This window comes from Lentzea cavernae (genome assembly GCF_014653695.1).
Taxonomy (GTDB): Bacteria; Actinomycetota; Actinomycetes; order Mycobacteriales; family Pseudonocardiaceae; genus Lentzea; species Lentzea cavernae.
The window spans coordinates 158,604-185,273 of the sequence record NZ_BNAR01000014.1 but is presented as its reverse complement, the minus strand read 5'-3'; the positions used below and the strand labels follow the sequence as shown (position 1 = coordinate 185,273).

General features: G+C 69.3%; 28 protein-coding genes. 9 read left to right on the top strand and 19 right to left on the bottom strand.

Annotated elements, in window-relative coordinates; genetic code table 11:
• Positions 1-5: 5 nt before the first annotated feature.
• Positions 6-1,508, bottom strand: coding sequence for an MFS transporter (locus tag IE307_RS35335; protein ID WP_229905392.1), 1,503 nt, complete (start codon positions 1,506-1,508; stop codon positions 6-8).
• 4 nt (positions 1,509-1,512) lie between these two features.
• Positions 1,513-2,265, bottom strand: coding sequence for a glutaminyl-peptide cyclotransferase (locus IE307_RS35330; RefSeq protein WP_191303751.1), 753 nt, complete (start codon positions 2,263-2,265; stop codon positions 1,513-1,515).
• Positions 2,266-2,338: 73 nt separating this feature from the next.
• On the opposite strand from IE307_RS35330, the gene IE307_RS35325 reads away from it, so the two are divergent.
• Both IE307_RS35325 and IE307_RS35320 read left to right on the top strand, forming a co-directional pair.
• Positions 2,339-3,061 carry a DUF3027 domain-containing protein gene (locus IE307_RS35325; protein ID WP_191303831.1) on the top strand — a complete coding sequence of 241 codons (723 nt, stop codon included), beginning with the start codon at positions 2,339-2,341 and terminating at the stop codon, positions 3,059-3,061.
• Positions 3,058-5,832 (top strand): sacsin N-terminal ATP-binding-like domain-containing protein, encoded by a 2,775-nt coding sequence (locus IE307_RS35320; protein WP_191303750.1) that lies wholly within the window; start codon positions 3,058-3,060, stop codon positions 5,830-5,832. The genes IE307_RS35325 and IE307_RS35320 overlap by 4 nt, the downstream gene beginning before the upstream one ends.
• Before the next feature lie 375 nt (positions 5,833-6,207).
• Here IE307_RS35320 and IE307_RS35315 read toward each other — a convergent pair whose 3' ends face one another.
• From IE307_RS35315 to IE307_RS35305, 3 genes are read right to left on the bottom strand one after another with little or no spacing between them, the layout of a single operon-like run.
• Positions 6,208-7,470 carry an MFS transporter gene (locus IE307_RS35315; protein ID WP_191303749.1) on the bottom strand — a complete coding sequence of 421 codons (1,263 nt, stop codon included), beginning with the start codon at positions 7,468-7,470 and terminating at the stop codon, positions 6,208-6,210.
• Between the two features lie 58 nt (positions 7,471-7,528).
• The gene (locus tag IE307_RS35310; RefSeq protein WP_191303748.1) at positions 7,529-7,972 is read right to left on the bottom strand and encodes a MarR family winged helix-turn-helix transcriptional regulator; all 444 of its coding nucleotides are present in this window, start codon (positions 7,970-7,972) and stop codon (positions 7,529-7,531) included.
• Positions 7,973-7,994: 22 nt separating this feature from the next.
• Positions 7,995-9,428 (bottom strand): NCS2 family permease, encoded by a 1,434-nt coding sequence (locus IE307_RS35305; RefSeq protein ID WP_191303747.1) that lies wholly within the window; start codon positions 9,426-9,428, stop codon positions 7,995-7,997.
• Between the two features lie 16 nt (positions 9,429-9,444).
• On the opposite strand from IE307_RS35305, the gene IE307_RS35300 reads away from it, so the two are divergent.
• The gene (locus IE307_RS35300; protein WP_229905390.1) at positions 9,445-9,711 is read left to right on the top strand and encodes a DUF2530 domain-containing protein; all 267 of its coding nucleotides are present in this window, start codon (positions 9,445-9,447) and stop codon (positions 9,709-9,711) included.
• Here IE307_RS35300 and IE307_RS35295 read toward each other — a convergent pair.
• On the bottom strand, positions 9,708-10,061 hold the full coding sequence (locus tag IE307_RS35295; protein ID WP_229905389.1) for a hypothetical protein: 354 nt from the start codon (positions 10,059-10,061) through the stop codon (positions 9,708-9,710). The two genes, IE307_RS35300 and IE307_RS35295, sit on opposite strands and share 4 nt — an antisense overlap.
• 4 nt (positions 10,062-10,065) lie before the next feature.
• Complete coding sequence (locus IE307_RS35290; RefSeq protein ID WP_191303842.1) at positions 10,066-10,674, bottom strand: DUF6247 family protein; 609 nt, start codon at positions 10,672-10,674, stop codon at positions 10,066-10,068.
• On the opposite strand from IE307_RS35290, the gene IE307_RS35285 reads away from it, so the two are divergent.
• Positions 10,646-11,356, top strand: a complete 711-nt coding sequence (locus tag IE307_RS35285) for an ABC transporter permease (protein ID WP_308436430.1) — start codon at positions 10,646-10,648, stop codon at positions 11,354-11,356. The two genes, IE307_RS35290 and IE307_RS35285, sit on opposite strands and share 29 nt — an antisense overlap.
• Before the next feature lie 123 nt (positions 11,357-11,479).
• Here the strand turns inward: IE307_RS35285 and IE307_RS35280 are convergent, their stop codons facing one another.
• Positions 11,480-12,103 (bottom strand): superoxide dismutase, encoded by a 624-nt coding sequence (locus tag IE307_RS35280; protein ID WP_189156131.1) that lies wholly within the window; start codon positions 12,101-12,103, stop codon positions 11,480-11,482.
• Between the two features lie 86 nt (positions 12,104-12,189).
• On the opposite strand from IE307_RS35280, the gene IE307_RS35275 reads away from it, so the two are divergent.
• Positions 12,190-13,842 (top strand): ABC-F family ATP-binding cassette domain-containing protein, encoded by a 1,653-nt coding sequence (locus IE307_RS35275; protein WP_191303744.1) that lies wholly within the window; start codon positions 12,190-12,192, stop codon positions 13,840-13,842.
• Complete coding sequence (locus IE307_RS35270) at positions 13,839-14,249, top strand: hypothetical protein (RefSeq protein WP_030467775.1); 411 nt, start codon at positions 13,839-13,841, stop codon at positions 14,247-14,249. Before IE307_RS35275 ends, IE307_RS35270 begins: the two co-directional genes overlap by 4 nt.
• A gap of 74 nt (positions 14,250-14,323) precedes the next feature.
• Here the strand turns inward: IE307_RS35270 and IE307_RS35265 are convergent, their stop codons facing one another.
• Positions 14,324-15,820: a glutamate-cysteine ligase family protein gene (locus IE307_RS35265; RefSeq protein WP_191303743.1), complete on the bottom strand. Its 1,497-nt coding sequence runs from the start codon at positions 15,818-15,820 to the stop codon at positions 14,324-14,326.
• A 209-nt stretch (positions 15,821-16,029) separates the two neighbouring features.
• On the opposite strand from IE307_RS35265, the gene IE307_RS35260 reads away from it, so the two are divergent.
• Positions 16,030-16,821, top strand: coding sequence for a TrmH family RNA methyltransferase (locus IE307_RS35260; protein WP_191303742.1), 792 nt, complete (start codon positions 16,030-16,032; stop codon positions 16,819-16,821).
• Here IE307_RS35260 and IE307_RS35255 read toward each other — a convergent pair.
• The 3 genes from IE307_RS35255 to IE307_RS35245 form a co-directional block, all read right to left on the bottom strand.
• Positions 16,818-17,450 carry a DUF2537 domain-containing protein gene (locus IE307_RS35255; protein ID WP_191303741.1) on the bottom strand — a complete coding sequence of 211 codons (633 nt, stop codon included), beginning with the start codon at positions 17,448-17,450 and terminating at the stop codon, positions 16,818-16,820. The genes IE307_RS35260 and IE307_RS35255 overlap by 4 nt on opposite strands.
• 121 nt (positions 17,451-17,571) lie before the next feature.
• The gene (locus tag IE307_RS35250; RefSeq protein WP_191303740.1) at positions 17,572-19,413 is read right to left on the bottom strand and encodes an ABC transporter ATP-binding protein; all 1,842 of its coding nucleotides are present in this window, start codon (positions 19,411-19,413) and stop codon (positions 17,572-17,574) included.
• Positions 19,410-21,149: an ABC transporter ATP-binding protein gene (locus IE307_RS35245; protein WP_229905388.1), complete on the bottom strand. Its 1,740-nt coding sequence runs from the start codon at positions 21,147-21,149 to the stop codon at positions 19,410-19,412. Before IE307_RS35245 ends, IE307_RS35250 begins: the two co-directional genes overlap by 4 nt.
• A 157-nt stretch (positions 21,150-21,306) precedes the next feature.
• Here IE307_RS35245 and IE307_RS35240 point away from each other — a divergent pair, with 157 nt between their 5' ends.
• Positions 21,307-21,534 (top strand): hypothetical protein, encoded by a 228-nt coding sequence (locus IE307_RS35240; RefSeq protein ID WP_229905387.1) that lies wholly within the window; start codon positions 21,307-21,309, stop codon positions 21,532-21,534.
• Here IE307_RS35240 and IE307_RS35235 read toward each other — a convergent pair.
• The 7 genes from IE307_RS35235 to IE307_RS35205 all read right to left on the bottom strand — a co-directional run bounded on the left by IE307_RS35235 (position 21,521) and on the right by IE307_RS35205 (position 26,092).
• Positions 21,521-21,943, bottom strand: coding sequence for a hypothetical protein (locus IE307_RS35235; RefSeq protein WP_191303738.1), 423 nt, complete (start codon positions 21,941-21,943; stop codon positions 21,521-21,523). The two genes, IE307_RS35240 and IE307_RS35235, sit on opposite strands and share 14 nt — an antisense overlap.
• Positions 21,909-22,334, bottom strand: a complete 426-nt coding sequence (locus tag IE307_RS35230) for a hypothetical protein (RefSeq protein WP_191303737.1) — start codon at positions 22,332-22,334, stop codon at positions 21,909-21,911. Before IE307_RS35230 ends, IE307_RS35235 begins: the two co-directional genes overlap by 35 nt.
• A 44-nt stretch (positions 22,335-22,378) precedes the next feature.
• A complete protein-coding gene (locus tag IE307_RS35225; RefSeq protein ID WP_191303736.1) occupies positions 22,379-22,804 on the bottom strand; it encodes a hypothetical protein in 426 nt (141 codons plus the stop codon).
• Between the two features lie 40 nt (positions 22,805-22,844).
• A complete protein-coding gene (locus IE307_RS35220) occupies positions 22,845-23,213 on the bottom strand; it encodes a hypothetical protein (protein WP_191303735.1) in 369 nt (122 codons plus the stop codon).
• 16 nt (positions 23,214-23,229) lie between these two features.
• Entirely contained in the window at positions 23,230-24,177 is a 948-nt protein-coding gene (gene sepH / locus IE307_RS35215; RefSeq protein WP_191303734.1) for a septation protein SepH, read from the bottom strand.
• 101 nt (positions 24,178-24,278) lie between these two features.
• Positions 24,279-25,436, bottom strand: a complete 1,158-nt coding sequence (locus IE307_RS35210; protein WP_191303733.1) for a sensor histidine kinase — start codon at positions 25,434-25,436, stop codon at positions 24,279-24,281.
• Positions 25,433-26,092, bottom strand: a complete 660-nt coding sequence (locus IE307_RS35205; protein WP_191303732.1) for a response regulator transcription factor — start codon at positions 26,090-26,092, stop codon at positions 25,433-25,435. The genes IE307_RS35210 and IE307_RS35205 overlap by 4 nt, the downstream gene beginning before the upstream one ends.
• Before the next feature lie 89 nt (positions 26,093-26,181).
• Between IE307_RS35205 and IE307_RS35200 the strand changes: the two genes are divergently transcribed.
• Positions 26,182-26,667 carry a hypothetical protein gene (locus IE307_RS35200; protein ID WP_191303731.1) on the top strand — a complete coding sequence of 162 codons (486 nt, stop codon included), beginning with the start codon at positions 26,182-26,184 and terminating at the stop codon, positions 26,665-26,667.
• The last annotated feature ends 3 nt before the right edge of the window (positions 26,668-26,670 follow it).

Genomic DNA, 26,670 nt, shown 5'->3' with positions numbered 1-26,670 from the left:
GCAGCCTACGGGGTCACCGGGGCAGGCCTGCGGACCAGTCTGTGCAACGAGGTTCCGTTGCGGTACATCCACGTCTGCGCCAGACCCAGCGCGAGGAGCACGGCGAGCACCGTGAAGCCGACCCAGAACGTCGCGGGCAGCAGCACGCCGAGAGCGCCGCCGAAGACCCACGCGAGCTGCAGGATCGTCTCGGAGCGGCCGAACGCCGACGCCCGCGACTCCTCCGGCAGGTCGTCCTGGATCACCGCGTCGAGACTGATCTTGGCCAGTGACGACGCCGTGGCGCCCAGCAGGCCGACGATCGCGGCGGTGACGAGGCCCGGCAGCGCGGCGGCGACGATCGTGGCCGCCAGTGCCGTGGCGACGCAGGCGATGACCACCTCGTCCGGCTTGCCGAAGTGCTGGCGCGCGCCGATCGCGTTGCCGAGGAAGCTTCCGACACCGGCCGCGCCGGCGATCACGCCCAGCAGCAGGAGCTGCCCGACCGCGTCCCCCTCGGTCTGCTCGCGGATCACGAACGCCGCGAACAGCGTCAGGAAGCCGGTCAGCACGCGGATGGACCCGTTGCCCCACAACGAGACCACGACGTGCCGCGACACGCGGTGCTTGGCGGGCCTGGCCGTCAGCGTCGCGGGGACCTCGCCCTCGGTCACCTCGACCCACGACGGGATCTTCATGCACAGCCACGCGTTCACACCGCACAGCACGGCGGTGAACCACAACGCGCCCGGCGAGCCGAACAGGTTCGCGAAGCCCGCTGCGAACGCACCGAACACGCCGCCCGCGGCCAGGCCGAAGATGGTCATGCGGGCGTTGGTCTTGGACAGCGTGATGTCCGGTGGCAGCACGCGCGGGGTGATCGCGGACTTGAGCACGGTGAACGACTTGCTGAGCACCATGCTGCCCAGCGCCGCCGGGTACAGCAGCCAGTTGTCGAAGTTCAGCGCCATCACGACCGACAGGCCGATCCGCAGCACGCACGACGCCGCCAGGGCGAGCCGCCGCCCGCGCTGGATCTTGTCGAGCAGCGGGCCGATCACCGGCGCGATCAACGCGAACGGCGCGACCGTGATCAGCAGGTAGAGCGCGACCTTGGTCTTGGACTCCGCGCTGGCCGCGGAGAAGAACAGCGTGTTCGCCAGAGCGACGGCCATCGCGGCGTCGGCGGCGTAGTTCATCATCACCGAGTAGGTGACCGACGTCATTCCGGACTTCCCGGCGCCGTCGGCGCGGGCCGCCCGCCGGAACGCCGCGACCGCCTGCTGCGAGAGCTGCTTGCTGCGGAACCACGCGACGCGCGTGACCGTGAGCTTGCGCGGCGGCTTGGGCGTCGGCGTCGTCTGCTGGTCGGAGTTGGGCAGCGGCCGGGTGTTCTGCGGACGGCGCGGAGGCGGCTGGAAACCGTGTTCGGACGGCGTCTCGCGACGCTCCCGCGGCCGGTACTCGTCGTCCTGCCAGGGGTAGCGCTTCGGAGTCTCTTCGTCACTCCACCCGCGATCGCCCGTCACACCGTCAATCCTGCCCCATCCCGTTGAACCTCACCCGGAAGATGGTCGGCCAGTTCTTGCCTGTGACCAGGAACTCGTTGGTCCCGGGCACGTGCGCGATGCCGTTGAGGACGTCCACGTCGCCGCTCGGCTTGAGCGAGGACAGGTCGTAGGTGTCGGTCACCTTGCCGGTGGACGGGTCGATGCGGACGATCTCGTCGGTCTTCCACACGTTCGACCAGACCTTGCCGCCGACGCACTCGAGCTCGTTGAGCTGAGTGAGGGGCTGCCCGTCCCGCGTGACCTGCACGCTCCCGGTCTCGGCGAACGTCTTCGGGTCGCGGAACGTCAGCTTCGCGGTGCCGTCGCTCATGACCAGGCGCTGACCGTCGTCGCAGATGCCCCAGCCCTCACCCCGGTAGGAGACGCGGCGGAGCTCGCCGAGCGTCTTGCGGTCGCGTTCGATCGCGACGCCGTTCTGCCACGTGATCTGCCAGATGGTGTCGCCGACGACGGTGATGCCCTCACCGAAGAAGTCCGGCGGGAGGTCGACCTTCTTCTGGACGTCGCCGGTCGACGGGTCGAGCGCGCGCATCGTCGACTTGCCCTCGAGGCCGGTGCCCTCGTAGAGGACGCCGTCGACCAGTTCCAACCCCTGGGTGAACGCCGACGTGTCGTGCGGAATCTTTTGCAGGACTTCTACCTGCGGTTTTGTTTCTTGAGGCGTCGAACACGCGGCCAGGACCGCGACGATGACCAGCCAGACGGGTGAGCGCACCCAACGGAGGGTGGCACGAGTTTTCGTCCCGGCGAAGACCTGCGGCACAATTCATGACGTGACCGCGACTGAGATGCTCCTCGATGCCGTTGATCTCGCCCGCGCAGCCGCGCAGGAAGAGGCCGGCATGGAACGTGTCGGCGCTCATGTGGGGGTGTCCGCCGAGGACGAGTACTCGGTGACGCACCTGTTCGACGCCGAGCACGCCGGCTACCGCGGCTGGACCTGGGCGGTGACCGTCGCCCACGCGGGCGAGGGCTCCCCGGTCTCGGTCAGCGAGGTCGTGCTGCTGCCCGGCCAGGACGCCCTGGTCGCCCCCGAGTGGGTGCCGTGGAGCGAACGCGTCCGCGCCGGTGACCTGGGCGTCGGCGACCTGATGCCGCCGCGCGACGACGACCCGCGCCTGATCGAGGCGTACGTGCACTCCGACGACCCCGCGGTCGAGGAGGTGGCGCTGGAGATCGGCCTCGGCCGCACCCGCGTCCTGTCCCGCGAGGGCCGCCTCGAGGCAGCCGACCGCTGGGCGGGCTCCGACTTCGGTCCGCGCTCCGACATGGCCCGCAGCGCCCCCGCGCACTGCGGCACCTGCGGCTTCTACACCCGCGTGGCCGGCGCGTTCGGCGCCGCGTTCGGCGTCTGCGCCAACGAGATCGCCCCGGCGGACGGCCACGTCGTGCACGTCGAGTACGGCTGCGGCGCGCACTCGCAGGTCGAGGTCGACATCAGCCCGATGGTGCCGGTCGCCGACCTGGTCTACGACGACGCGCAGCTCGACGTTCTGGACGTCTCGGAGTGAGTGATCCGTTCGGCACCGAGGTCCTGCGCACCTCGGTCCTGGCGGCGTGGCGTGGTTCGCCCACCCGCTTCCGCGAGGACGCGAACGCCGAGGAGGACCTCCGCCTCGGCGGTTACCGGGACCGCCTGCTCGTCGAGCTCGCCCAGAACGCGGCCGACGCGGCGGGTGCCGAGCCCGGTGTGTTGCGGATCACCCTCGCCGACGGCGAGCTCCGCGCGGCCAACACCGGCGCTCCTCTGACCGCTGCCGGTGTCGCCGCACTGGCTTCGCTGAGGGCGTCCTCGAAGGAGTCCGGCGTCGGCCAGTTCGGTGTCGGCTTCGCGGCCGTGCTGGCCGTGTCGGACGCGCCGCGCGTGGTGTCGGTTTCCGGTGGCGTGGAGTTCTCCGCTTCTCGCACTCGCGCCGAGGTGCCGGACCTGGCGTCCGAGCGCGGCGGCGACGTGCCGGTGCTGCGCCTGGTCTGGCCGGTGTCGGAGGACGTGCCGGACGGGTTCACCACCGAGGTCCGGCTGCCGCTGAAGGTCGAGCTGTCCCTGGACGACCTGGCCGCCGAGGTCCCCGACCTGCTGCTGGCGCTGCCCGGTCTGCGCCGCATCGAGGTCGGTTCCCAATCGTGGGAGCGCTTCGTCACGGCGGACGGCGTGGTCACCGTCGGCGCGTCGCGCTGGCTCGTGGAGCGCACCGTCGGTGAGCTGCCGTCCGAACTCGTCCAGGGTGTCGAGCACCGTCCTCAGTGGACTGTGTCGTGGGCGTACCCGCTGGACGCGGCGCTGGGCGAGGACGTGCTGCACGCACCGACCCCGACCGACGAGCGCCTGTCGTTGCCCGCCCGCCTGATCGCCACGGTGCCGGTCGAGCCCTCGCGCCGCCGGATCCTGCCCGGACCGGCCGCGTGGACGGTGCTGGACGCCGCCGCGGCCGCCTATCCCGCTTTGGTGGCACGGATTCCGGCAGTGGAGCGGACCGCCCTGGTGCCGCTGCCCGGCTTCCCGCTGTCCGAAGTGGACGATCGCCTGCGGGTTGCCGTGGTGCGTGCTTTGTGTGCTTCCGCTTGGCTGCCGCTGGCTTCCGGTGAGTGGATCGAGCCTGCACGGGCTCGGGTGCTGGACGTCGGTTCCGAGGAGCTCGTCGACCTCGTCGAGGACGCGCTGCCGGGGCTTCTGGACGCTGAGCTGTCGGCTCCCGTGCACGCTCGCGCGTTGGCAGCGCTGGAGGTGCCGCGGGTTTCCACCGCTGAGGTCGTCGCGGCGTTGGCCGAGGTTTCCGGCGATCCCGGTTGGTGGCGTGACGTCTACGCGGCCTTCGCGCCTCTGGCCGAGGTGGATCCGGACGTGCGCGAGGCGTTGGCCTCGCTGCCCGTGCCGCTGGCCGATGGTCGTGTCGTCACCGGGCCCCGCACGACCCTGATCGCCGACGAGCCGTTGCCCGGCCTGCGGGTCGTGCACCCGGACGCCGTGCATCCGCTGCTGGTCCGGCTCGGTGCGGTGGAGGCCGGTGCCGCCGAGCTGCTGGCCGATCCCTCGCTGCGCGAGAACGTGGCTCGGTCGCTGGAGGACGCCGAGGCGGGTCTCGACGGCCTGGACCTGGTTGAGACCGTGCTGCGGTTGGTGGACCTGGGTGGCGTGCGGGCCGGCGAGGAACCCTGGCTGGGCGCCCTCGCCCTGCAGGACGCCGCCGGTGAGTGGCACCGCGCCGACGAGCTGCTACTGCCCGACTCCCCGCTGGTCGGCGTGGTCGAGTCCGACGCGTTCCCGGTGCTGTCCAAGGAGATCGCCGACTCGTACCCGCGTTCCGCGTTGGTCGCGGTCGGTGTGGTGGACGGGTTCTCGTTGGTGGTCGACGACGAGCCTTCCGGGCCGGATCACGACCTTGCCGACGAGGCTGCTTGGTGGTCGTCCGTGCCGGACGAGCCCCGGCGCGTGGTGGCTGTTCGGGATCTGGATCTTGTTGCTGACTGGCCTGCGGCGTTGCGGTTGCTGGCCTCCGACCCGGTGACGTGGCGCGCTGTGACCGAGCCTGATGGGTACACGGGGTGGTGGATCGCTCGGTACGCGTCGCTGGCCGGGGCTGCTCCGCGGTCGTACCGGTTGGCTGGAGCCTCGTCGCTCGCTGGGCTGTTCGATGTTGTTCCGGATGTCGAGTTGCCTGAGCACGTGTTGCGGGCTGCGGGTGTGCGGGCGTCGTTGGAGGTTTTGGACGACGACGATGCGGAGTTCGTGCTGGATCGGTTGGGGGATGCCGACCGGGTCGTTGCTGATGCTGTTGTGCTGCGGGCCTATGCGGCATTGCCTGAGGGGGACTTCGCGCCGCCTGCTCGGGTGCGGGTGTTGTCGGGTGAGGTCGTTGCCGCTGAGGACGTTGTGGTGATGGACCACCCCTGGTTGCTCGGGGTGGTGCCTGCTTCTCGGGTGTTGCTGGCGGACGGGTCTGAGGAGTTGGCCGACCTGTTGGATCTGGCGTTGGCCTCTGAGGAGTTCTCCGGGTCTCCCGATCATGTCGGGGAGGTTGTGGCGTGGGGGGATCTCGGGGCGGTTCGGATGGCTTGTGAGCTGCTCGAGGTCGCGCTGCCCGATGGGGTTGTGGTGGTGCACGAGGCGTTGGTGGTGGATGGGCAGCGGGTGGAGTGGTGGATGGTTGAGGGGGTGCCGCATGCTGCTGATTCGCCTGAGGGGTTGGCTCGGGCTTTGGCCTGGGTTTCTGGGCGGTGGGGGGATCGGCACACGTTCGTGGCTTTGATCACTGATCCATCGGCTGGGACTTTGTTGGGTTGATTTGGTTGTCGCCCTTGGGTTGCGTGCGGCCTGTCACCTGGCGTGCTTCCCCTGGGGCTCTGCCCCAGACCCCGGCAATCTGAGATGGGGGCCTGCGCCGTGAGCAGGCTGATGGCACGCCTGTTGCTCAGGGCGGCTGCGCGTTGCTTAGAAGGGTGCGTTGGCGGTGGGGTCCCATCACGAGCCGCACCAGGAGCTGGCCACACCTGAGGGGTGAGGTCAAGTCGACGAAAAGCGTGTCGACTTGACCTCACCCCTCAGGTGCAGCAAGAGCTGTGGTGCGACTCGTGATGGGACCCCACCGCCCAAGCCTCTTGGTAAGGACGGCTCGCCTGCGGCGTCGCGTGCCCGTGCCCGTGCCGGTGCGGCTCGCGGCTAGCTCGCCACCTCTGCCGGTTCCTGCAGCGCCTCCGCCGGGGTCTGCTTCCGTCGCCTCAGTCGTGGCTTGGCGATGTCGCCGCGCCTCACCAGGATGATCCACGCGGTGATCGTCACCAGCATCGACACGGCTCCGCCGATGATGATCGGGGCTCTGCCGTTGATCTCGCCCAGCCAGCCCATCAGTGGGCCGCCCAGCGGGTTGCCGCCAAGGAACACGAGCATGTAGATGCCCATCACGCGGCCGCGCATCTCTGGTTCGACGGCCAGTTGGATGGTGGCGTTGGCGGTGGTGTTGAAGGTCATCATCGCTACGCCCACCGGGATCATCATCAGGCCGGTGAGGAGGATCGTGGGCATGAAGCCGGAGATGATTTCGAGGATGCCGAAGATGACGCCGGAGCCGATGAAGACGGTGAGTTTCGGGGTTTTTCGTTTGGCTGCCAGGGTTGCGCCGGCGAGGGTGCCCACGGCTATGAGGGTGGAGAGCAGGCCGTAGGCGTCTGCGTCGCCGCCGAAGACGTTGCGGGCCATGATGGCGAGGGTCATGTAGAAGTTCATGCCGAAGGTGGCGATGAAGAACACGAGCAGCATGACCGTCATGAGGTCTGGGCGGCTTCTCACGTAGCGCAGGCCTGAGAGGAGTTGGCCCTTTTCTCGCGGTAGGGGGTCGGAGCGCAGCAGTTGTGCTGTGCGCATCAGCCAGATGCCGCCTACCACGCCTATGAAGCTGATGGCGTTGGCCAGGAAGACCCAGCCGGTGCCTATGGCCACGATCGTGAGGCCTGCGATGGCCGGGCCGATGATGCGGGCCAGGTTGAACATCATCGAGTTGATGGCCACGGCGTTGGTCAGTTGGTCGCGGCCGACCATTTCGACCACGAACGACTGGCGCACCGGGGTTTCCACTGCGGAGAAGGCGCCCAGCAGCAAGCAGAGCAGGTAGACGTGCCAGAGCTCTACGACGCCGGTCACGTCGAGGATGCCGAGCGCCAGGGCGCAGAGGCCCAGGGCGGACTCGAGCCAGAGGAGGAGTTTGCGCTTGTCCATGCGGTCGGCGAGGACGCCGCCCCACATGGAGAGCAGCAAGACAGGGAGGAACTGGAGGGAGGCGGCGAAGCCCAGGGCCACGGGGGAGCCGTTGGAGAGTTCCAGGACCAGCCAGTCCTGAGCGACCCGCTGCATCCAGACGCCGACCAGGGAGATGATCTGGCCGGAGGCGTAGAGGCGGTAGTTGTATATGCCTAACGATCCGAACATTCCGGTACGACGAGGTGGCGAACTGTCCGCTCCACCACCCGCGTAACCCGACACGTTCTTACTGACCCGCCATCCTGTCGATGATCTCGGCGGCGCGGGTGAGCACTTCCCGTTCCTCCGGGTCGAGCTCGGCCAGCCTCTTGTCCAGCCAGGCCTCGCGGGCCGCTACCTCGTCCTGCACGTACGACAAGCCTTCGCTCGTCAGCTCGACGATGGCTTGACGGCCGTCGGTGGGGTGCGGGCTGCGCGTGGCGAAGCCGAACTCCTCGAGGGCCGCTATCACGCGCGTCATCGACGGGGGCTGCACGCCTTCCTTCGACGCCAGTTCGCCCGGGGTCAGCGGTCCGCACTTGTGCAGGGTGGACAGTGCTGACACCTGGGTGAGCGACACCGACGAGTTGGTGCGCTGCGCCCTCAGGCGGCGGTTGAGGCGAACGACGGCAAGCCGGAGCCTGCTCGCCAGTCCGTGCTGATCGGTCGCCACGTAGTTAGCATACCTCACGAAATAGTTTCCTGCCGAAAGGTCAGGTCAGCAGGCTCTGGATCGGTCCCAACGAGAAGTAGACGACGAAAGCGGCCGCCACGATCCACATGAGCACGTGAATTTCGCGAGCTTTGCCCGTGAGGGCCTTGAGCAGGACGTAGCTGACGAAGCCGGCGCCGATGCCGTTCGCGATCGAGTAGGTGAACGGCATGACGACGATCGTCAGGAACGCGGGCAGGGCGATGGTGAAGTCGGTGAAGTCGATCTCGCGGATCTGCATCATCATCAGCGCGCCGACGATCACCAGCGCGGGTGCGGCCGCCTCGATCGGCACGACCTCGTAGAGCGGGGTGAAGAACATCGCGAGCAGGAAGAGCGCGCCGGTCACGACGTTGGCGAGGCCCGTCCTGGCGCCCTCCGCGATGCCGGACGCCGACTCGATGTAGACGGTGTTCGACGAGCTGGAGGCGGCGCCACCGGCCACGGCGCCGAGGCCGTCGACGAACAGGGCCTTGCTGACGTTCGGCAGCTGGCCGTCCTCGCGGATGAGGTTCGCCTCCTTGCCGAGGCCGGTCATCGTGCCGACGGTGTCGAAGAAGTCCGTCAGGACGAGCGTGAAGACGATCAGCGCGGCGGCCAGCGCCGGGAGCCTCGTCCAGGCGCCGAACGACACCTCGCCGAGCAGGCTGAGGTCCGGGACGCCGAAGACCTGGTCGGGCAGGGCGGGGTAGCCGAGGTTCCAGCCCTTGGCGTTGACGCCGGCGGACGGGCCCGCCTTGACGAGTGCCTCGAGGACGATCGCGAAGATCGCCGTCGCGACGATGCCGATGAGGATCGCGCCCTTGACCCTGCGCGCGAACAGCACGCCCGTGACGACGAGTCCGACGACGAAGACGAGGGTCGGCCAGCTCGCGATCGAGCCGTTGATGCCGAGGCCGACCGGCACGGTGGTGTTCGCGGCGTCGGGCAGGCGGCGGACGAAGCCCGCGTCGACCAGGCCGATGAACGTGATGAAGAGGCCGATGCCGACCGCGATCGCGGCCTTGAGCTCGTTCGGGACGGCGTTGAACACCGCGGTCCGCACACCCGTGAGGACCAGGAGCAGCACGACGAGACCGTTGACCAGGATGAGGCCCATCGCCTCGGGCCAGGTGACCTTCGCCGCGACGGAGACGGCGACGAACGAGTTGATGCCGAGGCCCGTGGCCAGCGCGAACGGGTAGTTGGCGATCAGTCCGAAGAGGATGGTCATCACGCCGGCGACCAGCGCCGTCACGGCCGCCACCTGCCCGACGGGCAGGATGTTGCCGAGCACGTCGGGGTGCGAACCGGGGCCCGTCGGGGCGAAGCTGCCGATGATCAACGGGTTCAGCACGACGATGTACGCCATGGTGAAGAAGGTCACGACACCGCCGCGCACTTCGCGCGACACGGTCGACCCGCGCTCGGAGATCTTGAAGAACCCGTCCAGCATCTGGTCTCCTAACGATGTGTCCGAACGCGACTCCGCCCCACCGCACCCGCCGGCGCTGCCGCACAGGCTGGCAGACCCCGTGCCCGTCGTGCTGGGTGGTACCGCGCTGTGGTTCCTCGGTTTTCTGGTCGTGCTGGTCGTCGACCGCTCGAACAGCACCCTGATCTGGACGACCCTGTCCGGCGGTCTGCTCGGGATCATCGGGTACGGAGTCTTCTACTGGCAACGCCGGGCGGCGAGGCGAGGGTCACGCGGGGCCCAGCAGGGCCTCGACGACGTCTAGTCCGTCAGCTTCGGGTGTCCGGTACCGGCCCAGGTGACCCAGACTGTTTTGAGCTCCTCATCGACGACGTACCAGATGCGGCCGGCGGACGTGACCTCGTACTGCCATTGATCGAACACGACACCGTCGTGTGTGTGATCTCGCAAATCGCCCTTGAGCAGGTGTTGCCGGTTCGGGTTCACAGTGGAGGCGGGGTGCTCGCTCAGCACCACCCACGCATCCCATGCGTTCGACGCCGCGGTGCGGCAGAGTTCCTCCCAGCCTTTGGCTGCGGCTGTCGTGCCAAAGCGGACTGCGTAGCCCCCAGGGCGTGGAGGCGGCGTCATGTGCGCGCCGCGTTTTGCTGGCAAGAGTTCACATCTCCATCGGGTTCGGCACAGGACCGAAGTCCCCGGTGGTCGGCTCGCTGAGCGTGCGATGCAGTTCGGGGTCCGCGTGCACGATCGCCGTGTTGGCCCACTCATGCACGACCTGCGCGAGCACGGACCACTGGCCGAGTTCCGCGGACACCGCGATAGCTTGGACGAACTCCTGGACGAACTCCGCGCGGTCCGACTTCGGCAGCACCGAGATCCACGGGAACTCGTCGAGCAGCGCATCCGCGACTGCGTCAGGACCCGCGTGCCTAAACAGCGAACGCATGGCGCGCGCAGCAGTGACGGCTCCGCTGTGTCGATACGCATGATGGTCGGCGCGGACGAGCATCAGGTCGGCTCCGTCGCGACGCTTGACGCGCACCTCGTGCTGGTCGGCGATGGCGGCGACGCTCTTCGGGTCGCGAGCGAGCTCGCTCCATTGCACTTCACTTGTGATGCTCACCCAGGAATTCTGAACTTGTTCAGCATTGCTGGCAACTGCGCGATCGGGTGTGATCGCGATCATGGTCCTGACCACCGACTGGGTTCGCTTGCTGATCGTCTGCGTGGTCTTCACGGTGGCTGCCGCCGCGATCGCGTGGTCCACCCGGCTCACCACCCCGAAACCGTTCCTCAAGGCGGCGGCCCGCGCTGTCGTCCAGCTCGCGGCCGTGTCCGCCGTGATCACGTTCGTCCTCACCCACCTCGGGCTCACGTGGGCGTTCCTGGTCATGATGGCCGCCGTCGCCACGGCGACCTCCGCCCGCCGCACCGACACCGGCCGCAAGGGCTTCTGGGTGGCGCTCCCGATCCTCGTCGGCACCGTTCCCGCGCTCGGCCTGCTGCTCGCCATCGGCCTGCTGCCGGTGAAGGGCATCGCCCTGATCCCCGTGGGTGGCATTCTCATCGGCGGTGCGATGACCGCCACCACGCTGTCGGCGCGGCGGGCCCTCGACACGTTCAGGGACCGCCACGGCGAGTACGAGGCGGCTCGCGCCATGGGTTTCCGCGAACGCGACGCGGTTCGCCTGGTCATCCGGCAGTCGGCCGCGGAGGCACTGGTCCCGCCCCTCGACCAGACCAGGACGGTCGGGCTGGTCATCCTTCCGGGCGCCTTCGTGGGAATGCTGCTGGGCGGGGCGCCGGTCTGGCAGGCGGGCGCCCTCCAGATCGTGGTGCTGCTGGCGTTGCTGGCCGTCGAGGCCGCCGCCGTCGCGATCGTCGTCGAGCTCATCGCGAGGGGTCTGATCAGGAGGGCTTCCCAAGAAAGCGAAGTTAGGCTAACCTAAGTCTCGTCGCTTCGTGGTGGGAGCGGCAGTCAGTTCGGGAACGGACGAGGCCCCCCTCTGGGCAGAGGGGGGCCTCGTCGTTTTCAGCAGTGGGAGCTTGTCGGAGCATCCACTGCCGAAGCATCAGGGCAGCAGCAGGCCGTTCTGGCCCGAGCGCGCCGCCTCGAAGCGGGCGGAGACGTCCTCCCAGTTGACGACGTTCCACAGCGCCGAGATGTAGTCGGCCTTGAGGTTGCGGTACTGCAGGTAGTACGCGTGCTCCCAGATGTCGAACGCGAGCAGCGGCGTGACCGCGATCGACAGGTTGGAGTGGTGGTCCTTGAGCTGCAGCGTGATCAGCTTCTGGCCGATCGGCTCCCACGCGAGGATGCCCCAGCCCGAGCCCTGGATCGACGACGCGGCGGCGTTGAGCTGGCCGCGGAACTTGTCGAACGAGCCGAAGTGCTCGTCGATCGCGGCCGCGAGCTCGCCGACCGGCTTGTCGCCGCCGTTGGGGGAGAGGTTCTTCCACCACACCTGGTGCAGCGCGTGGCCTGCCAGGTGGAACGCCAGCGTGGTCTCGAGGCCGACGATGGAGCCGAACGACTCCTTGTCGCGGGCTTCCTCGATCTGCTCGATCGTGTCGTTCGCGCCCTTCACGTAGGCCGCGTGGTGCTTGCCGTGGTGCAGCTCGTTGATCTCACCGATGATCGCCGGCTCGAGGTCGCCGTAGTCGTAGTCGAGATCCGGCAGCACGTACTGGCCCATGTCAGCTCCTGCACTCTCTTGGTATTTGCAACCTACTAGCAATAAGGGTCAGTAAACCAGTTGCACATGGCCGTACCTTCGAAAGCGTGTCCGTGCTGACAGCCAGGAATATTTCGCTGTCGTTCGGTCCGAGGACCGTGATCTCGGAGGTTGATTTCGATGTTTCGCCTGGTGACCGCGTCGGCCTGATCGCGCCCAACGGTGTCGGCAAGTCCACGTTGCTCCGTCTGCTCTCCGGTGAGCTGCAGCCCGAATCCGGGTCTGTCTCAAGCACCGGGACCGTCGCGCACCTGACGCAGGAGACCCTCCACGTGACTGGAGAGTCGCTCCGCGACCACCTCGCCCGCCGCACCGGCGTCGCGCAGGCCGAGCAGTGGCTGCAACGGGAGGCCGAAGCCCTCGCGGAAGGCGGCGGCGCGGGGTACTCCGACGCGTTCGACCACTGGACCGCCATCGGTGCTGGTGACTTCGGCGAACGCGCCGACGTCGTCTGCGAACGCCTCGGCCTGGCCGCGGACCTGCTCGACGGCCGGGAGCCCGATGAGCTGTCGGGCGGCCAGCAGGCGCGGCTGCGGCTCGCGGCGGTGCTGCTCACCCGTGCCGACGTGCTGCTGCTCGACGAGCCCACGAACGACCTGGATGCGTCCGGGCTCGACCTCCTGGAGTCCCACGTGCGGGGCTACCAGGGCGCGATCGTGCTGGTCAGCCACGACCGGGAGTTCCTCGCCCGCACCACGACCGCGATCGCCGAGCTCGGCGAGTTCTCGCACAAGATCACCGTGTTCGGTGGCGGCTGGGACGCGTACGTCGACGAGAAGGCGAACGCGGAGCGCCGTGCGCACGAGGAGTACGAGGCGTACTCGGCCAAGCGCGACTCGCTGGTGCAGCGCAGCAGGCAGGTCAAGGAGTGGTCGCGGCAGGGCGTGCAGCGGGCGAACAGCGCGAAGGCGCGCCGGGACGAGCCGGACAAGAACGTCCGCGCCGGACGTGCGCAGGGCGCGGAGAACCTGACCGCGAAAGCGTCCGTTGTGGACCGTCAGCTCGCACGGCTGGAGGAGGTCGAGGAACCGCGCGAGGCGTGGCAGCTCCGCCTCACCCTGCCGACGGCCGGGAGGGGCAGCTCCGTCGCGTTCACGTTGCGCGGGGCCGTGGTCAGCCGCGGAGACGTGACGCTCGGGCCGATCGACCTCACGATCGGCGCCGGCGAGCGGTGGCGAATCACCGGACCCAACGGCTCCGGCAAGTCGACGTTGCTCGGCGCGCTGCTCGGCCGCATCCCGTTGCTCGAGGGCGACCGGTCGATCGGGCCGGGTGTGGTCGTCGGCGAGGTCGACCAGCTGCGGGCCGAGTTCGCGAGCGACGAGAGCGCGTTGCGGATCGTGGCGGACGCGACCGGGCTGCAGGACGTCGAGGTGCGCACGCTGCTGGCCAAGTTCCGGCTCGGCGCCGACGCCGTGCTGCGGCCGGCGCGCGAGCTCTCACCGGGCGAACGCACCCGCGCCGGACTGGCGTTGCTGCAGGCTCGCGGCACCACATGTTTGGTGCTCGACGAACCTACGAACCACCTCGACCTCCCGGCCATCGAACAGCTCGAACAGGCGCTCGACACGTACGGGGGAACGTTGTTGCTGGTCACGCACGACCGGCGGCTCGCTTCGGCCGTGCGGGTGGATCACGAGATCAACGTCCGCGACCTTCTCACGTTTCCTCGTGTGAAGGGTGGAAGATATGAGGCATGACCACCGAGGAGGACTGGCCGGTCGAACAGACCTGGTCGATGCGCAACACCCACTGGCACGCCTATGTGGAGCACACGTCACTCGACCACGCCTCTCCCCGGCAGGTTCGGCTCGAACGCACCCCTGAGGAAGTGCTGACGTCGCCGGCCGAGGTCGCCGCGTGGCTCGAGGTCAACCTCCGCAGCGCGACCAGGCCCGAGGAGACCGGCAAGAAGAGGGTGAAGGACGAACGCGACTTCACCGACTCGAACCGGGTGCACGCCTCGCTGGCGTCGCGCGGCGAGTCGATCTACACCGGGGTGAAGGGCGAGCTGACGCTGGCGGTCGAGGCCGTCACGCCGGACGAGTGCCGGATCTCGCACGACGGCGCGGACGTGGCGCCCCTGAAGGCTGGACGCCGCCGCTAGGTCCGAGCTGGCAGAACGCGAACGGCAGGCCGGTCACGGAGACCGGCCTGCCGTTCGCGTTCTGCCGACAGCGCCTAGCCGACGTGCCACGTGTGCACGGGCTCGCCCGCGTGCATGAGCTCCATGTACCGCTTGAGCATGCCGGACAGGGCCGCGTCCCTGGACAGGCCGCGATCCTCCAGCAGCGCAACGGTTTCCCGCTGCCACGACGACCCCGTGCGCCGGGCGAGGCAGCGCTGCTCGATCACGCCGAGGTAGCGCTCACGGGCCTCGTCGGAGACGCCGCAGTCGCGCAGGCCGTCGTGCGCCATCGGCAGGAGCCGCCGCAGCACCAGCTCGTCCGGCGGGATCCAGCCGATGCCCGGCCAGTACAGCTGGGCGTTCATGCCGTGCCGGGCACCGGTGTAGAGGTTCTCCTCCGCCGCCTGGAACGACATCTGCGTCCACAGTGGACGTTCCTGGGCGGTCAGCGCGCGCTGGGCGCCGTAGAAGAACGCGGCGTTGGCCATCGTGTCGAGCACCGTGGGACCCGCGGGCAGGACCCGGTTCTCGACGCGCAGGTGCGGCACGCCGTCGACGACGTCGTACACCGGGCGGTTCCAGCGCCAGATCGTGCCGTTGTGCAGGCGCAGCTCGGAAAGGCGAGGCGCGCCACCGGCTTCGAGGACCTCCAACGGGTCCTCGTCGTCGGTTTCGGGCAGCAGGCTCGGGAAGTAGCGCACGTTCTCCTCGAACAGGTCGAAGATCGACGTGATCCACCGCTCGCCGAACCACACGCGCGGGCGGACGCCCTGGTTCTTCAGCTCGTCCGGGCGGGTGTCCGTGGCCTGCTCGAACAACGGGATCCGGGTCTCGTGCCAGAGCGCCTTGCCCAGCAGGAAGGCCGAGTTCGCGGCGATCGCGACCTGCACGCCCGCCAGGCACTGCGCGGCGTTCCAGTGCGAGGCGAAGTTCGTCGGCTCGACCTGCAGGTGCAGCTGCACCGACGTGCACGCGGCCTCCGGCAGGATCGACTCCGCGTAGCTGTCCAGCTTCTCCGGCCCCTTGCCCGGCATCGCCGGGCCCTCCATGCGCAGCACCATCTCCTCGCCGCGGGCCTTGAAGATGGTGTCGTTGAGGAGCGCGTACCGCGGTGACTCGGAGAGCCACTTGCGGTCGAAGTGCCGCTCCCGCAACGTGGGCAGCACGCCGATCATCGCCAGGTTGGCGCCCACGTCGTTGGCCTTGGAGTCCGCGCTGTCCAGGGACTGGCGCAGCTCCTCCTCCAGGCCGAGCATCTCACCCCCGGCGAGCTCGCGCGGGGGGACGTTGATCTCGAGGTTCTGCTGTCCCAGCTCCAAGGTGTAGGAGGGGTCGTCGATCTTCTCGAGGACCTCCGAGTTCGCCATCGCCGGCCGCATCGCGTCGTCGACGAGGTTCAGCTCGATCTCGAGCCCCATCTGCCTGCGGGGGAAGGAGAACGTGTCTTCGGCCAGCATCGTGGCCAGTGCGTCGAGACTCCGCTGCATCTTCTCGCGATAACGCTGGCGGTCGTCTCTGGTGAAAGTGCGGCTGGACACTTCACTTCCCATGCCGCTACCCCTTCGCTCGGCGCCGGTGGGCGCGGGCCAGGCGGAACGCCAAAAGTGACACAGCGGAAACCGTCTTTACATCGCCCAAATCGGTGCTCTCTGTCACGTCGAGGTAACAACCAGCGATCATCCGCTGGTCGGGCGCGTGCGGTACCGCCCTCCGGACTACCTCGCCTGTTCCACCTCGTGCCGGATGCGAAACTTCCCGCGTGGCTGACGTGATCGAGATCAACGACCCGGCAGACCCCCGGCTGGACGACTTCCGCGACCTGTCGACGGCCGACCGCAGGCCCGACCGGCCGGGAGGACGAGGTCTCGTCATCGCCGAGGGCGTCGTCGTGGTGGAACGCCTGCTGGCCTCGCCGTACCCGGTGCGCGGGTTGCTCGGCGTGCGGCGCCGGGTGGAGGCTCTTGACCTCGCTGACCTGGACGTTCCCGCCTACGTGACGTCGGCGGAGGTCATGGCGGAGGTCGTCGGTTTCCACCTGAACCGGGGCGTGCTCGCGGCCGCGGACCGGGCTCCGGCGGTGTCGTTCGACGCCCTGGTCTCCGGCGCCCGGCGCCTGGCCGTGCTGGAGGGCGTGGGCGACCACGAGAACCTCGGTTCGATCTTCCGCAACGCCGCGGCACTGGGCGTGGACGGCGTCGTCCTGGGCCCCGGCTGCAGCGATCCGCTGTACCGGCGCAGCGTGCGCGTGTCGATGGGCCACGTGCTGCGCGTGCCGTTCGCTACCACGGATGAGTGGCCCGCGGCGCTGAACATGTTGCGACAAAAGGGTTATACCGTTGCCGCTCTGACGCCGCGCCCGTCCGCCCTGCACCTCGCGGACGCGGGGCTGCGCGGCAGGCGGGTGGCCGTGCTGCTGGGCTCGGAGGGGCCTGGCCTCACCGACGAGGCGATCGACGCCGCGGACGTGGCGGTGCGCATCCCGATGTCGTCGGGCGTGGACTCGCTGAACGTGGCCACCGCGGGCGCGGTGGCGTTCCACGCCCTGCTTTAGAGCAGCGTCAGGATCAGCGCCAGCCAGGCGACCAGCACCCCGGTCACGACGCCGTACGCGACCCAGCGCCACACCGGCACCTTGCGCCCGAGCCACACGCTCGGCGCCAGCCCGCCGACCACCAGCACGTTGGCGACGAGCGCGAGCCACCGGCTGGTCTCGCCCAGGCCGAGCGACAGCGACACGACCGTCACCGCGACGATCGCGGCCGTGATGACGCTGACCGTCAGCCCGGTGCCCCACGGGGTCGGCTCCGGCTCCTCCTCGGCCGCGGTCAGCACGGCGGCCTCCGCCACGGCCTCGGCGGAGGCGGTCACGGGAGGCTTCGCGGTCTCCGGCACGTCGACGGTGAGCAGTTCGCCGCTGACCGGGTCGGTGTAGCTGACGGGGGAGTTCATGACCGCCGCGATCCTGCCGGCGAGCTGCTTGCCCCTGCGCGCGACCAACGCGCTGGCCACGCCCTCGGCGGGCGTCTCGGTGCGCACCACCGCGTCGGCCACCTTCGCCCACTCGTGCAGGGCCTCGGCCAGGTCGGCGCCCAGGGGCAGGCTGTGCGGGTCGACCTCGCGCTCACCGGACTCGTCTTCTCCGGCGAGCACGGCGCGGCCGTCCCGGACTCGCAACTCCACTGCGCCTCCTCGATCTGGCTTTCGCGCAGAAACCTATCGGACCGGGAGGCCGAGAAGAACGAATGAGTCGTGAGGTCGCGTTCGCGCCAGATCCCCATTGGCGCGAACGCGACCCGCAGGCCTAGGCGAGTGAGTCGCGCCAGGCCGTGTGCAGGGCGGCGAACCGGCCCCGCTCACCGATCAGCTCCGCGGGGGAGCCGTCTTCCACCACAATGCCACCATCGAGCACCAGCACGCGGTCCGCGATCAGGACCGTCGACAGGCGGTGGGCGATGATGAACGCCGTCCGGTCCGCCAGCACCGTTTCCAGTGCTGCCTGCACGGCGCGTTCGGTGGGCACGTCCAAGGACGATGTTGCCTCATCCAGGACCAGCACCGCCGGGTCCGCGAGGAACGCGCGGGCGAACGCGACCATCTGGCGCTGGCCGGCGGACAGGCGGCCGCCCCGTTTGCGGACGTCGGTGTCGTAGCCGTCCGGGAGGGCGGCGATGAACTCGTGCGCGCCCACCTCGGCCGCGGCGGCCTCGATCTCCGCGCGGGACGCCGACGGGCGGCCCAGTGCGATGTTGTCCGCGACCGAGCCGGAGAACAGGAAGTTCTCCTGCGTCACCATCGTGACGGCCCGGCGCAGGTCCGCGTCCGCGACCGAGCGCAGGTCGGTGCCGTCGAGCCGCACCGAACCCGTCGACGGGTCGTAGAAGCGGGCCACGAGCTTCGCCACGGTGGTCTTGCCCGCGCCGGTCGCGCCCACCAGGGCCACGGTCTGGCCCGCCGGCACGTCCAGGGCGAACCTGGGGAGCACCAGCCGGGACGTGCCGGGGTACTGGAACTCCACGTCGGCGAACCGGACCGCGCCCCGTGCGTGCGGCAGCGTCACCGGCTTCGCGGGTTCCGGCACCGACGGCTGCTCCTCCAGGACGCCGGAGATCTTCTCCAGGGCGGCGGTGGCGGACGAGTAGGAGTTCGCGAACATCGCCAGCTCGTCGAACGGGTCGTAGAAGCGGCGCAGGTACAGCATGAACGCCGCCAGCACGCCCAGTTCGACCGCGCCGTCGGCGACCCGGAAGGCGCCCCAGGCGAGGACCACGGCGAGCGACACGTTGCCGATCGCGCGGATCGTGGAGACGAACGTGGCCATGACGCCGAGGGCGTCGGTGTTCGCGTCGCGGAACTGGCCGTTGAAGCCCGCCATGATCTGCTCGTTGCGGGGCTGGCGGCGGAACGCCTGCACCGCGCGGATGCCGTTCATGGACTCCACGAACTGCACGATGATCTTGGCGATCGCGCCGCGCGTGCCCCGGTACGCCTCCATCGAGCGGCGCTGGAACCAGCGCCACAGGAAGAACAGCGGCACGAAGCCCGCGATCACGACCGACGCCAGCGGGGCGTCGAGCCACAGCAGGATCGCCGCGATGCCCACCACGGACAGCGCCGCGTTGAACAGGCTGTCCAGGCCCTCCTCGAGCAGGTCCTGCAACGAGTCGACGTCACTGGTCAGCCGGGCGATGACCTTGCCGGACGTGTACGACTCGTGGAAGCCGACCGACAGGCCCTGCGAGTGCCGGAAGATCCGGCCACGCAGGTCCAGCAGCAGGTCCTGGCCGACGCGGCCGGAGACCCGCAGGAACGCCCAGCGCAGGAACGTCATCAGCAGCGCGCAGACCGCGTAACCGACGACGCACCAGATCAGGATCGACGGGTTGCCGCCCACCGCGTCCGGAATGCCCTTGTCGATCGCGGCCGCGATCAGCAACGGGCCCGCGAGAGCCGCCACGTTGCCGCTGACGACCGCGGCGATCGCCAGCGACGTGCGGGCGATGTGCGGGCGCAGCAACGAGCCCAGCAGCTTGCGCGAGCGCGCCTGCAGGCGAAGGCCCGTCGAGTGCGAGATCTCGTCGATCTCCTCGGCGGCGACGCCGCGCCATTCCTCCTCTGCCGCAACGGGTGCGACAACTTCACTCACGACGCCACCTCCTCTTCGACCAGGTCTTCGTCCATGCTGGACAGAAGCCGCTTGTACTCCTCGTTGGTGTCGAGCAACTCCCGGTGCGAGCCGATCGCCTCGATCTTGCCGTCGACCAGCAACGCCACGCGGTCCGCGAGCTGCACGGTCGACGACCGGTGCGCCACGACCAACGCCGTGGTGTCGCGCAGCACGCGCCGCAGCGCACCCTCCACCTCGGCCTCGGTGTGGACGTCCAAGGCCGACAGCGGGTCGTCCAGCACCAGCACCGCCGGCCTGCCGACGACCGCGCGGGCCAGCGCCAGCCGCTGCCGCTGACCACCGGACAGCGACAGGCCCTGCTCGCCGATCCGGGTCGCGAGACCCCACGGCAGCGCGTCCACGAACTCCTCGGCCTTGGCCACCCGCAACGCTTCGCGCACCTGCGCCTCGGTGACGTCCGGCAGGCCCAGGCCCACGTTCTCGGTCACCGACGCGGAGAACAGCACCGGTTCCTCGAACGCGGTGCCCACGACGGTCCGCAGGTCCTCCAGCGAGAAGTCCCGCACGTCGACGCCGTCGATCGTGATCCGGCCGCCCGTCACGTCCGCCAGGCGCGGCACCAGGGCGGTCAGCGTCGTCTTGCCCGACCCGGTCGCGCCGACGAGCGCCAGCGTCTCGCCGGGACGCAGGTCGAGGTCGACGCCCGACAGCACCTCGCGGCCGTCCTCGAACGCGAACCGCACGCCCTCGAAACGCACGTGCCCGCGCAGCGGCGTGGGCAGCGGCGCGGGCGAGGCGGGGCCGGTGATCGTGACGGGGGAGTCGATGACCTCCCAGTAGCGTTCCAGCGCCGAGGCGGCCTGGTTCGTCTCCGCCAGCAGCCAGCCGATGGAGTCGATCGGCCAGCGCAGGTACGCGCTCACCGCGACCGCCGCGACCAGCGTGCCGACCGTCATCCAGCCGTTCACGATGCCGACCGCGCCGACGCCGAGCATGCCCGCGATCGACAGCTCCGGCAGCACGATCAGCACCGACCACAGCGCGGCCAGGATCGAGATCTTGTTCAGCTCCGTCGCCCGCAGGTCGCGCGCCTGAGCCAGGAACCTCTTCGACAGCTCGGGCCCGCGCCCGAACGCCTTGAGCACCCGGATGCCGAGCACCGACTCCTCGACCGTCGTGGTCAGGTCGCCCGCCTGGTCCTGCGCCCGGCGTGCGACGACCTTGAACTTCGCCTCGAAGAAGTACGAGATGACGATCAACGGCAGCGCACCGCACAGCGCCACGACCATCAGCCACGGCGAGAGCGCCGCGATGATCCCCAGCCCGATCAGCACGACGGCGCTGTTCACGATCAGGAACACGATCGCGAACGCGACGAACCGCCGCACGGTCGTGAGGTCGTTCGTCGCGCGTGAGAGCAGCTGACCGGACTGCCACCGGTCGTGGAACGCCACGGGCAGCCGCTGGAGGTGCTGGTAGAGGTCGAACCTCATGCGCGCCTCGACCTCGGCCGCGGGCCGGGCGACGACCTTGCGCCGGAGGTAGAAGAGCGCCGCCTCGGCGAGCCCGAGCACCAGCACGCCCAGGATCAGCCACGGCAGCGGACCGGTCTGCTTGTTCTGAATCGGGCCGTCGACGATGCGCTGCGTGAGCAGGGGGATGCCGAGTCCGCACAGCATCGCGAGCATCGTCGCCGACAGCACGACAGTCATCCGTGCGCGGTGCGGCCGCACGTACGGCCACAACCTCCGCAAGGTCTGAATTGTCGAGTTACGTTGATCGCTCACGCGACGAGCCCCCTCCAGGTCGTCTCCAAAGTACGAAGTCAGACCCACGTTCAGCATCCGGTTTTTCGCCTCACCGGAGCCTTCAGGCTCGACTTAGGTCGAGGTCAAGGGCACGATGACCACCATGACGCGGTTTCTGCGGACCGAGCAGACGATGGCGTTTCCACACGGACGGCTCATCGGCTCACGCGACGGGGTGAACTACGTCCTCGCCCCGGACGGCTGGGACCACCTGGCGGGCCCGCGCCCCAGACACGCGACGCCCGTGTCCCGCGAGGACGCCGAGGACTGGTGCGAACGCGAGGGCTGGGACCTGAACCTGCTCGATGAGGTGCCGGTCACGACCGCTTGAAGGTGAACAGGCCGACCAGCCCGTAGGCGACGGCCGCGAGCAACGCCTCGGCGTGGTGCCGGTTCGAGAACCACCCGATGACGGGTTCGTGCACCTTGAAGTAGAGCCCCACGCCCAGCACGATCGGCCCGAGCAGGATGATCGGCCACACCGGCCGCACCCCGAAGACCCACAGGATGGGCCCGGCCAGCACCAGCGACGACACGAGCGCGATGGGCAGCCCGATCAGCACGAGCAGCAGGAACGTCGACATCGACGTGCTGTCGAGCCACGACTTCAGGAACCCCGACTCGTAGGCCCACGTCCACCCGAGCACCAGCCCGGCCCCGACGGCCATCGACAGGACGACCCGGAACAACAGCCGGCGTCCTGCCCTACCCGTCTTGCCCGCGGTGCTCTGCTCCGTCACGCCTCTCACCGTAACCAGCGGTCACCGCCGAGGCCAAGGCGTACCCGGCTCCTGCCGCGATCGTGACCACGAGGACACCGACGACCTCCGGCGGCCGGGCGCGCATCCCCACGACGGTCAGCCCGCCGGCCAGCGCCAGCACGACCGAGCCGATCGGTCCCAGGACGGTGGTCGGCCAGACGGGCCTCCACCGGCCGAGCCGCAGCAGTGCCCACGCCACGACCGCCCACACGACAGCCGAGATCGGCGCCACCCACAGGTAGACCACGCCGACGCACCCGATCGCGCTCGAACTGAAGGTGCCGCACAGCGAGCGACCGATCGGAACGAACGACATCCACCACGCCCCCGCGCACACCGCTCCCACCACCGCTGCCGCGACCACCCTCATGACTGGATGATGACGACTCCTGCGGTGCGCCTACATGAGCACAACTACGCAGATGGCGTCTGGTCCTGCGCGGCGTTCCGCCCCGCCGCCAGCGCGGCGACCGCATGGGCGACGCACGCCGTGATCACCATCGCCGTCGTGATGACCGGACCGCGTTCCGCCTGGTACAGGTCAAGGTGCTCGTAGATCACGTAGTAGGTCGCCACGAGCAGCAGGACCCACAGCACGGGCGCGGCCCCCGCCGCGTACCAGCCGCGTCGCTGCCGCAGGAACCGGAACCCGGCCGCGAGCAGCATCCCCGCCACCACCGACCAGAACAGGAACTGGAGCGGGAACACCAGCAGGAGCTCACCGCACAGGGCTCGGCTCGGCCCGCCGTTGCAGTACCGGGTCGTGAGGGTCAGGGTGACCAGGAACCCGCCGCCGGCCACCGCTCCGGTGACGGCTCCGACGACCGCGCGCAACAGCATGTGCCCACACGTACCTGATCAAGGTGCGCACCGGACCGGATCAGTGCGAACTCTCCACAGGACCTTCACGACGCGCGCCCGTCAGCACGGCGATCAACGCGTACAGCGCGGCGAACACCGCGAACGCCAGGAAGGTCACTCCCAGCAGCAACACCATCGCGACCACCGCCATGAGGGTCGCGGGCACGGCCACCAGCCATGCCCGCGACACCTTCAGCGATCGCAGTGCGAGCCCGCCCACCACCGACCCCGCCACGGCGAAGATCGGTATCGAGGTCACGAAGGCCCCGAGGCAGCCCCAGTTGTCCTTGGTGCAGACCGTTCCCGAAGCGAGGAGCTCGAACATTCCCCACCAGGCCAGCCCGAGGAGTGCACCCACTCCGGCAGCCAGCGCGACACGACGTCCCACGGTGTCAGTTTCTCACTCAGCGGTTCGACCGCACGCCCAGTAAAACGTCTTCCCACGAAGGGACGATGGGGTGGTTCTTCTTCCCCCGCTTCGGAGGAGGGTCCTTGCGGACCGGCTTCTCGGCTGCGGGCTCCTGCTCCTTCTTCACCGGCGGTGCCGGCGGAGCGGGGGCAGGCGCGGGCTCCGGTTCGGGCTGCTTCTCCTGAACCGGCTTCTCCGCCACGACCGGGGTCGAGACGGGTGCGGTCGCCTGAGCCGGCACCGGAACGGGCAGCGGCTCGGGCTCTTCGAGAACGGGGATCGGCGGCAGGACCGGAGTCGCCTCCAGAGCCTGCCGCGCGAGCTGCGTCACCGGCCGGACCGTGCGCAGCGTCCGGTTCGGGTTCGGGTCCATCAGGTCGACGGCCACGTCGTCGAGCGCCGTGACCGTGCCGCCCTGCGCACCTGGGTGGAACGCCCAGTGCGCGCGGTTGTCCGAGCGCCCGGTCGTCCAGTGCAGCTGCACGATCCAGCGGCCGTCGTCGCCCTTCCACGAGTCCCACTTCGTGTCGGACAGGTCGTGGCCGCGCAGGCCGAACGAGTGCGCGACGACCTCACCGAGCGTCTGCACGTCCGGGCCGTCCTCGCGGACGGGGTGCGCGCGCTGGGCCAGGTCGGCCGTGCGCGAGCGCTCCAGCAGGACGGGGTAGGCGAAGCGCTCGATGCGGTGGGTCTGCATGCCGGAGGCGGCGGCGACCTGTTCGATCGACTCGCCGGCGCGGATGCGGGCCTGGATCTCGCGCGGCCGCATCTGGGCCTCGCCGGACTCGATCTGCATCTGGCCGAGGCGCGCCAGGTCACCTCGCAGGGCCGCCCGAAGACGCTCGTCCGCGGGGAGCGTGAAGCGCTCGCCGCGGTTTTCGGGGTCCTCGAGGATGACGGACTTGCCGTCCTCGTCGAGCCCGATGACTCGCAGCGCTCGCATCGTGGCCTCCCTGAATTCGCACCTCGCCAGCAGACAACGTTAGGACAACGAGCCGTCCATGAGTGGGAGACTCGCCGATATCTCTACGTGATCTTGCCAGTTCACGAGGGTTGCCGCACTCCCGTTTCCGGAAGGTTCACCTGGACCACCAGGCCTCCTCCTCCGTTCGGACGAGCCTTCGCCGAGCCGTGGTGAGCCCGCGCCACGGACTGCACGATCGACAGCCCGAGACCGGATCCGGCGGTCCCGGTCCGGTCGCGCAGACGTCGGAAGGGCTCGAACAACCCGGGTACTGCCTGGGCAGGCACGGTGGGACCGGTGTTGGTGACGACGAGTTCTTGATCAAGCTGCACGGACACCGAGCCGCCCGGCTTGTTGTAGAGGAGGGCGTTGCGCAACAGGTTGCCGACGAGCTGGGCAAGTAGGACCGGGTCACCGTCGACCAGATACCTGCGAGTCCGAACCGCAAACGTGACCTTTTTCTCCGCCGCGAGCGCCGCGCAGGACTCGATTTCGTCCTCGACGACCTCGTCCAGCCACACCAGCTCACGCGAGGTGAGCCCGCGGTCACTGCGAGCGAGCAGCAACAGCCCGTCGATGAGCTTCTCGCTCCGTTCGTTCGTGTCGAGCAGGTGCGCTCCGAGGCGGCGGATGTCGTCGGACGCGTCCGGAGCACCCAGCGCCACCTCGATCAGCGTCCGCTGCACGGCCAGCGGCGTGCGCAGCTCGTGCGAGGCGTTCGCGACGAACCGCTTCTGACTGTCGAACGACGACGCGAGCCGGTCGAGCATCCCGTCGAAGGTGTCCGCGAGCTCCTTGAGCTCGTCCGGCGGCCCGTCCAGCTCGATGCGGTGGTCCAGCCGCTCGGCCTCCAGCCGGTGCGCGGTCGAGGTGATCGAGTGCAGCGGCGCCAGCACCCGTCCCGCCACGACCCAGCCGAGCCAGACCGCGAGCACCGCCGCCACCAGCAACGCGATGATCGACTGCCACAGGACCGTGCTCATCGTGTCCGCGGCGAAGTCGGCGCCGTTGACCACCATGGTGTCGACGGGGAGTTGTCCCGCCTCGACCGCCGCGATGCCCGGATACGCCCCGGTCACCCCGGTCATCCCGGAATCGGCGGGGAGGGCGCGGGAGACCGCCATGCCCTCCAGCGGCATCCACTCGGCGAGCAGCCAGTAGTTGAGCCCGATCAGCGCGACGCCCGCGATCAGGAACACCCCGGCGTACCAGGCCGTCAGCCTGGTGCGGAGCTTCACGAGCCGAACCGGTAGCCGGCGCCGGGCACGGTCTGGATGACCTGCGGCGCGCCCAGCTTGCGGCGCAGCGTCATCACCGCCACTCGCACGGCGTTGGTGAACGGGTCCGCGTGCTCGTCCCAGGCCTTCTCCAGCAGCTCCTCCGGACTCACCACGTTGCCCTCCGCTCGCATCAGCACCTCCAGCACGGCGAACTCCTTAGGCGAGAGCGGCAGGAACCTGCCCTCCCGCATCGCCTGGTGCCGGGGCAGGTCCAGCGTCACCCCCGCCCGTTCGAGCACCGGCGGCAAGGCGGGACGAGCCCGCCGGCCCAGCGCCTGCACGCGGGCCACGAGCTCGGCGAACGCGAACGGCTTCGTCAGGTAGTCGTCGGCGCCGAGCCCGAGCCCGGCCACCCGATCGTCCACTTCGGCCGCCGCCGTCAGCATCAGCACCCGCGCCTCGCCACCGGTCGCGTGCACCGCCTTGCACACCTCGTCACCGTGCACGAGGGGCAGGTCGCGGTCGAGCACCACGACGTCGTACGCGTGCACCCCCACGCGTTCCAACGCCGCCTCGCCGTCGTAACAGACGTCGACCGCCATCGAGAACCTGCGCAGCCCCTCGGCGATCGTGTCCGCGAGCAGCTGTTCGTCCTCGACCACCAGCACACGCATGGCGCCCATTTTCCGCGCAACGGGCATAAGCGCCGGATAAGCCCTTTCGCTTAACGCCGCCGAATGACGGCCTCCGTAGACCTGTCCCCATGAAATCCACCATCGCAGTGCTGCTCGGCCTGCTGCTGGCGCTGACCGCCTGCGGGTCGAAGGACCAGCCGTCCGACGCCAAGAAGGACGAGAAGGGCGACTCGATCCAGTTCGCGAAGTGCATGCGGGAGAACGGCGTCGACATGCCCGACCCGGAGTCGAGTGAAGCCGGCGTCGGCATCGCGATCGGCGGTGAGGGCGGCATCGACCCCGAGAAGATGAAGACCGCGCACGAGGCGTGCAAGAAGTACCTGCCCAACGGAGGCGAGTTCAAGCCGCCGTCGCCCGAGGAGCAGGACAAGATGCGGCAGCAGGCGAAGTGCATGCGGGACAGGGGTTACAACTGGCCCGACCCCAAGTTCGAGGGCGGCGGCATGGCCGGTGAGGCGATCGAACTGCCCGACATGGAGGACGAGAAGGTCAAGCAGGACATGAAGGACTGCGGCATGGGCGAGGGCATGGTCGCGGCGAGGCCCGTCGGATGAAGC

Coding starts and splice junctions, on each gene's coding strand:
- IE307_RS35325 (WP_191303831.1), top strand. CDS start 2,339: ATGCTCCTCGATGCCGTTGATCTCGCCCGCGCAGCCGCGCAGGAAGAG.
- IE307_RS35315 (WP_191303749.1), bottom strand. CDS start 7,470: ATGTTCGGATCGTTAGGCATATACAACTACCGCCTCTACGCCTCCGGC.
- IE307_RS35305 (WP_191303747.1), bottom strand. CDS start 9,428: ATGCTGGACGGGTTCTTCAAGATCTCCGAGCGCGGGTCGACCGTGTCG.
- IE307_RS35280 (WP_189156131.1), bottom strand. CDS start 12,103: ATGGGCCAGTACGTGCTGCCGGATCTCGACTACGACTACGGCGACCTC.
- IE307_RS35270 (WP_030467775.1), top strand. CDS start 13,839: ATGACCACCGAGGAGGACTGGCCGGTCGAACAGACCTGGTCGATGCGC.
- IE307_RS35265 (WP_191303743.1), bottom strand. CDS start 15,820: ATGGGAAGTGAAGTGTCCAGCCGCACTTTCACCAGAGACGACCGCCAG.
- IE307_RS35240 (WP_229905387.1), top strand. CDS start 21,307: ATGACGCGGTTTCTGCGGACCGAGCAGACGATGGCGTTTCCACACGGA.
- IE307_RS35230 (WP_191303737.1), bottom strand. CDS start 22,334: ATGAGGGTGGTCGCGGCAGCGGTGGTGGGAGCGGTGTGCGCGGGGGCG.
- IE307_RS35225 (WP_191303736.1), bottom strand. CDS start 22,804: ATGCTGTTGCGCGCGGTCGTCGGAGCCGTCACCGGAGCGGTGGCCGGC.
- sepH (WP_191303734.1), bottom strand. CDS start 24,177: ATGCGAGCGCTGCGAGTCATCGGGCTCGACGAGGACGGCAAGTCCGTC.
- IE307_RS35205 (WP_191303732.1), bottom strand. CDS start 26,092: ATGCGTGTGCTGGTGGTCGAGGACGAACAGCTGCTCGCGGACACGATC.
- IE307_RS35200 (WP_191303731.1), top strand. CDS start 26,182: ATGAAATCCACCATCGCAGTGCTGCTCGGCCTGCTGCTGGCGCTGACC.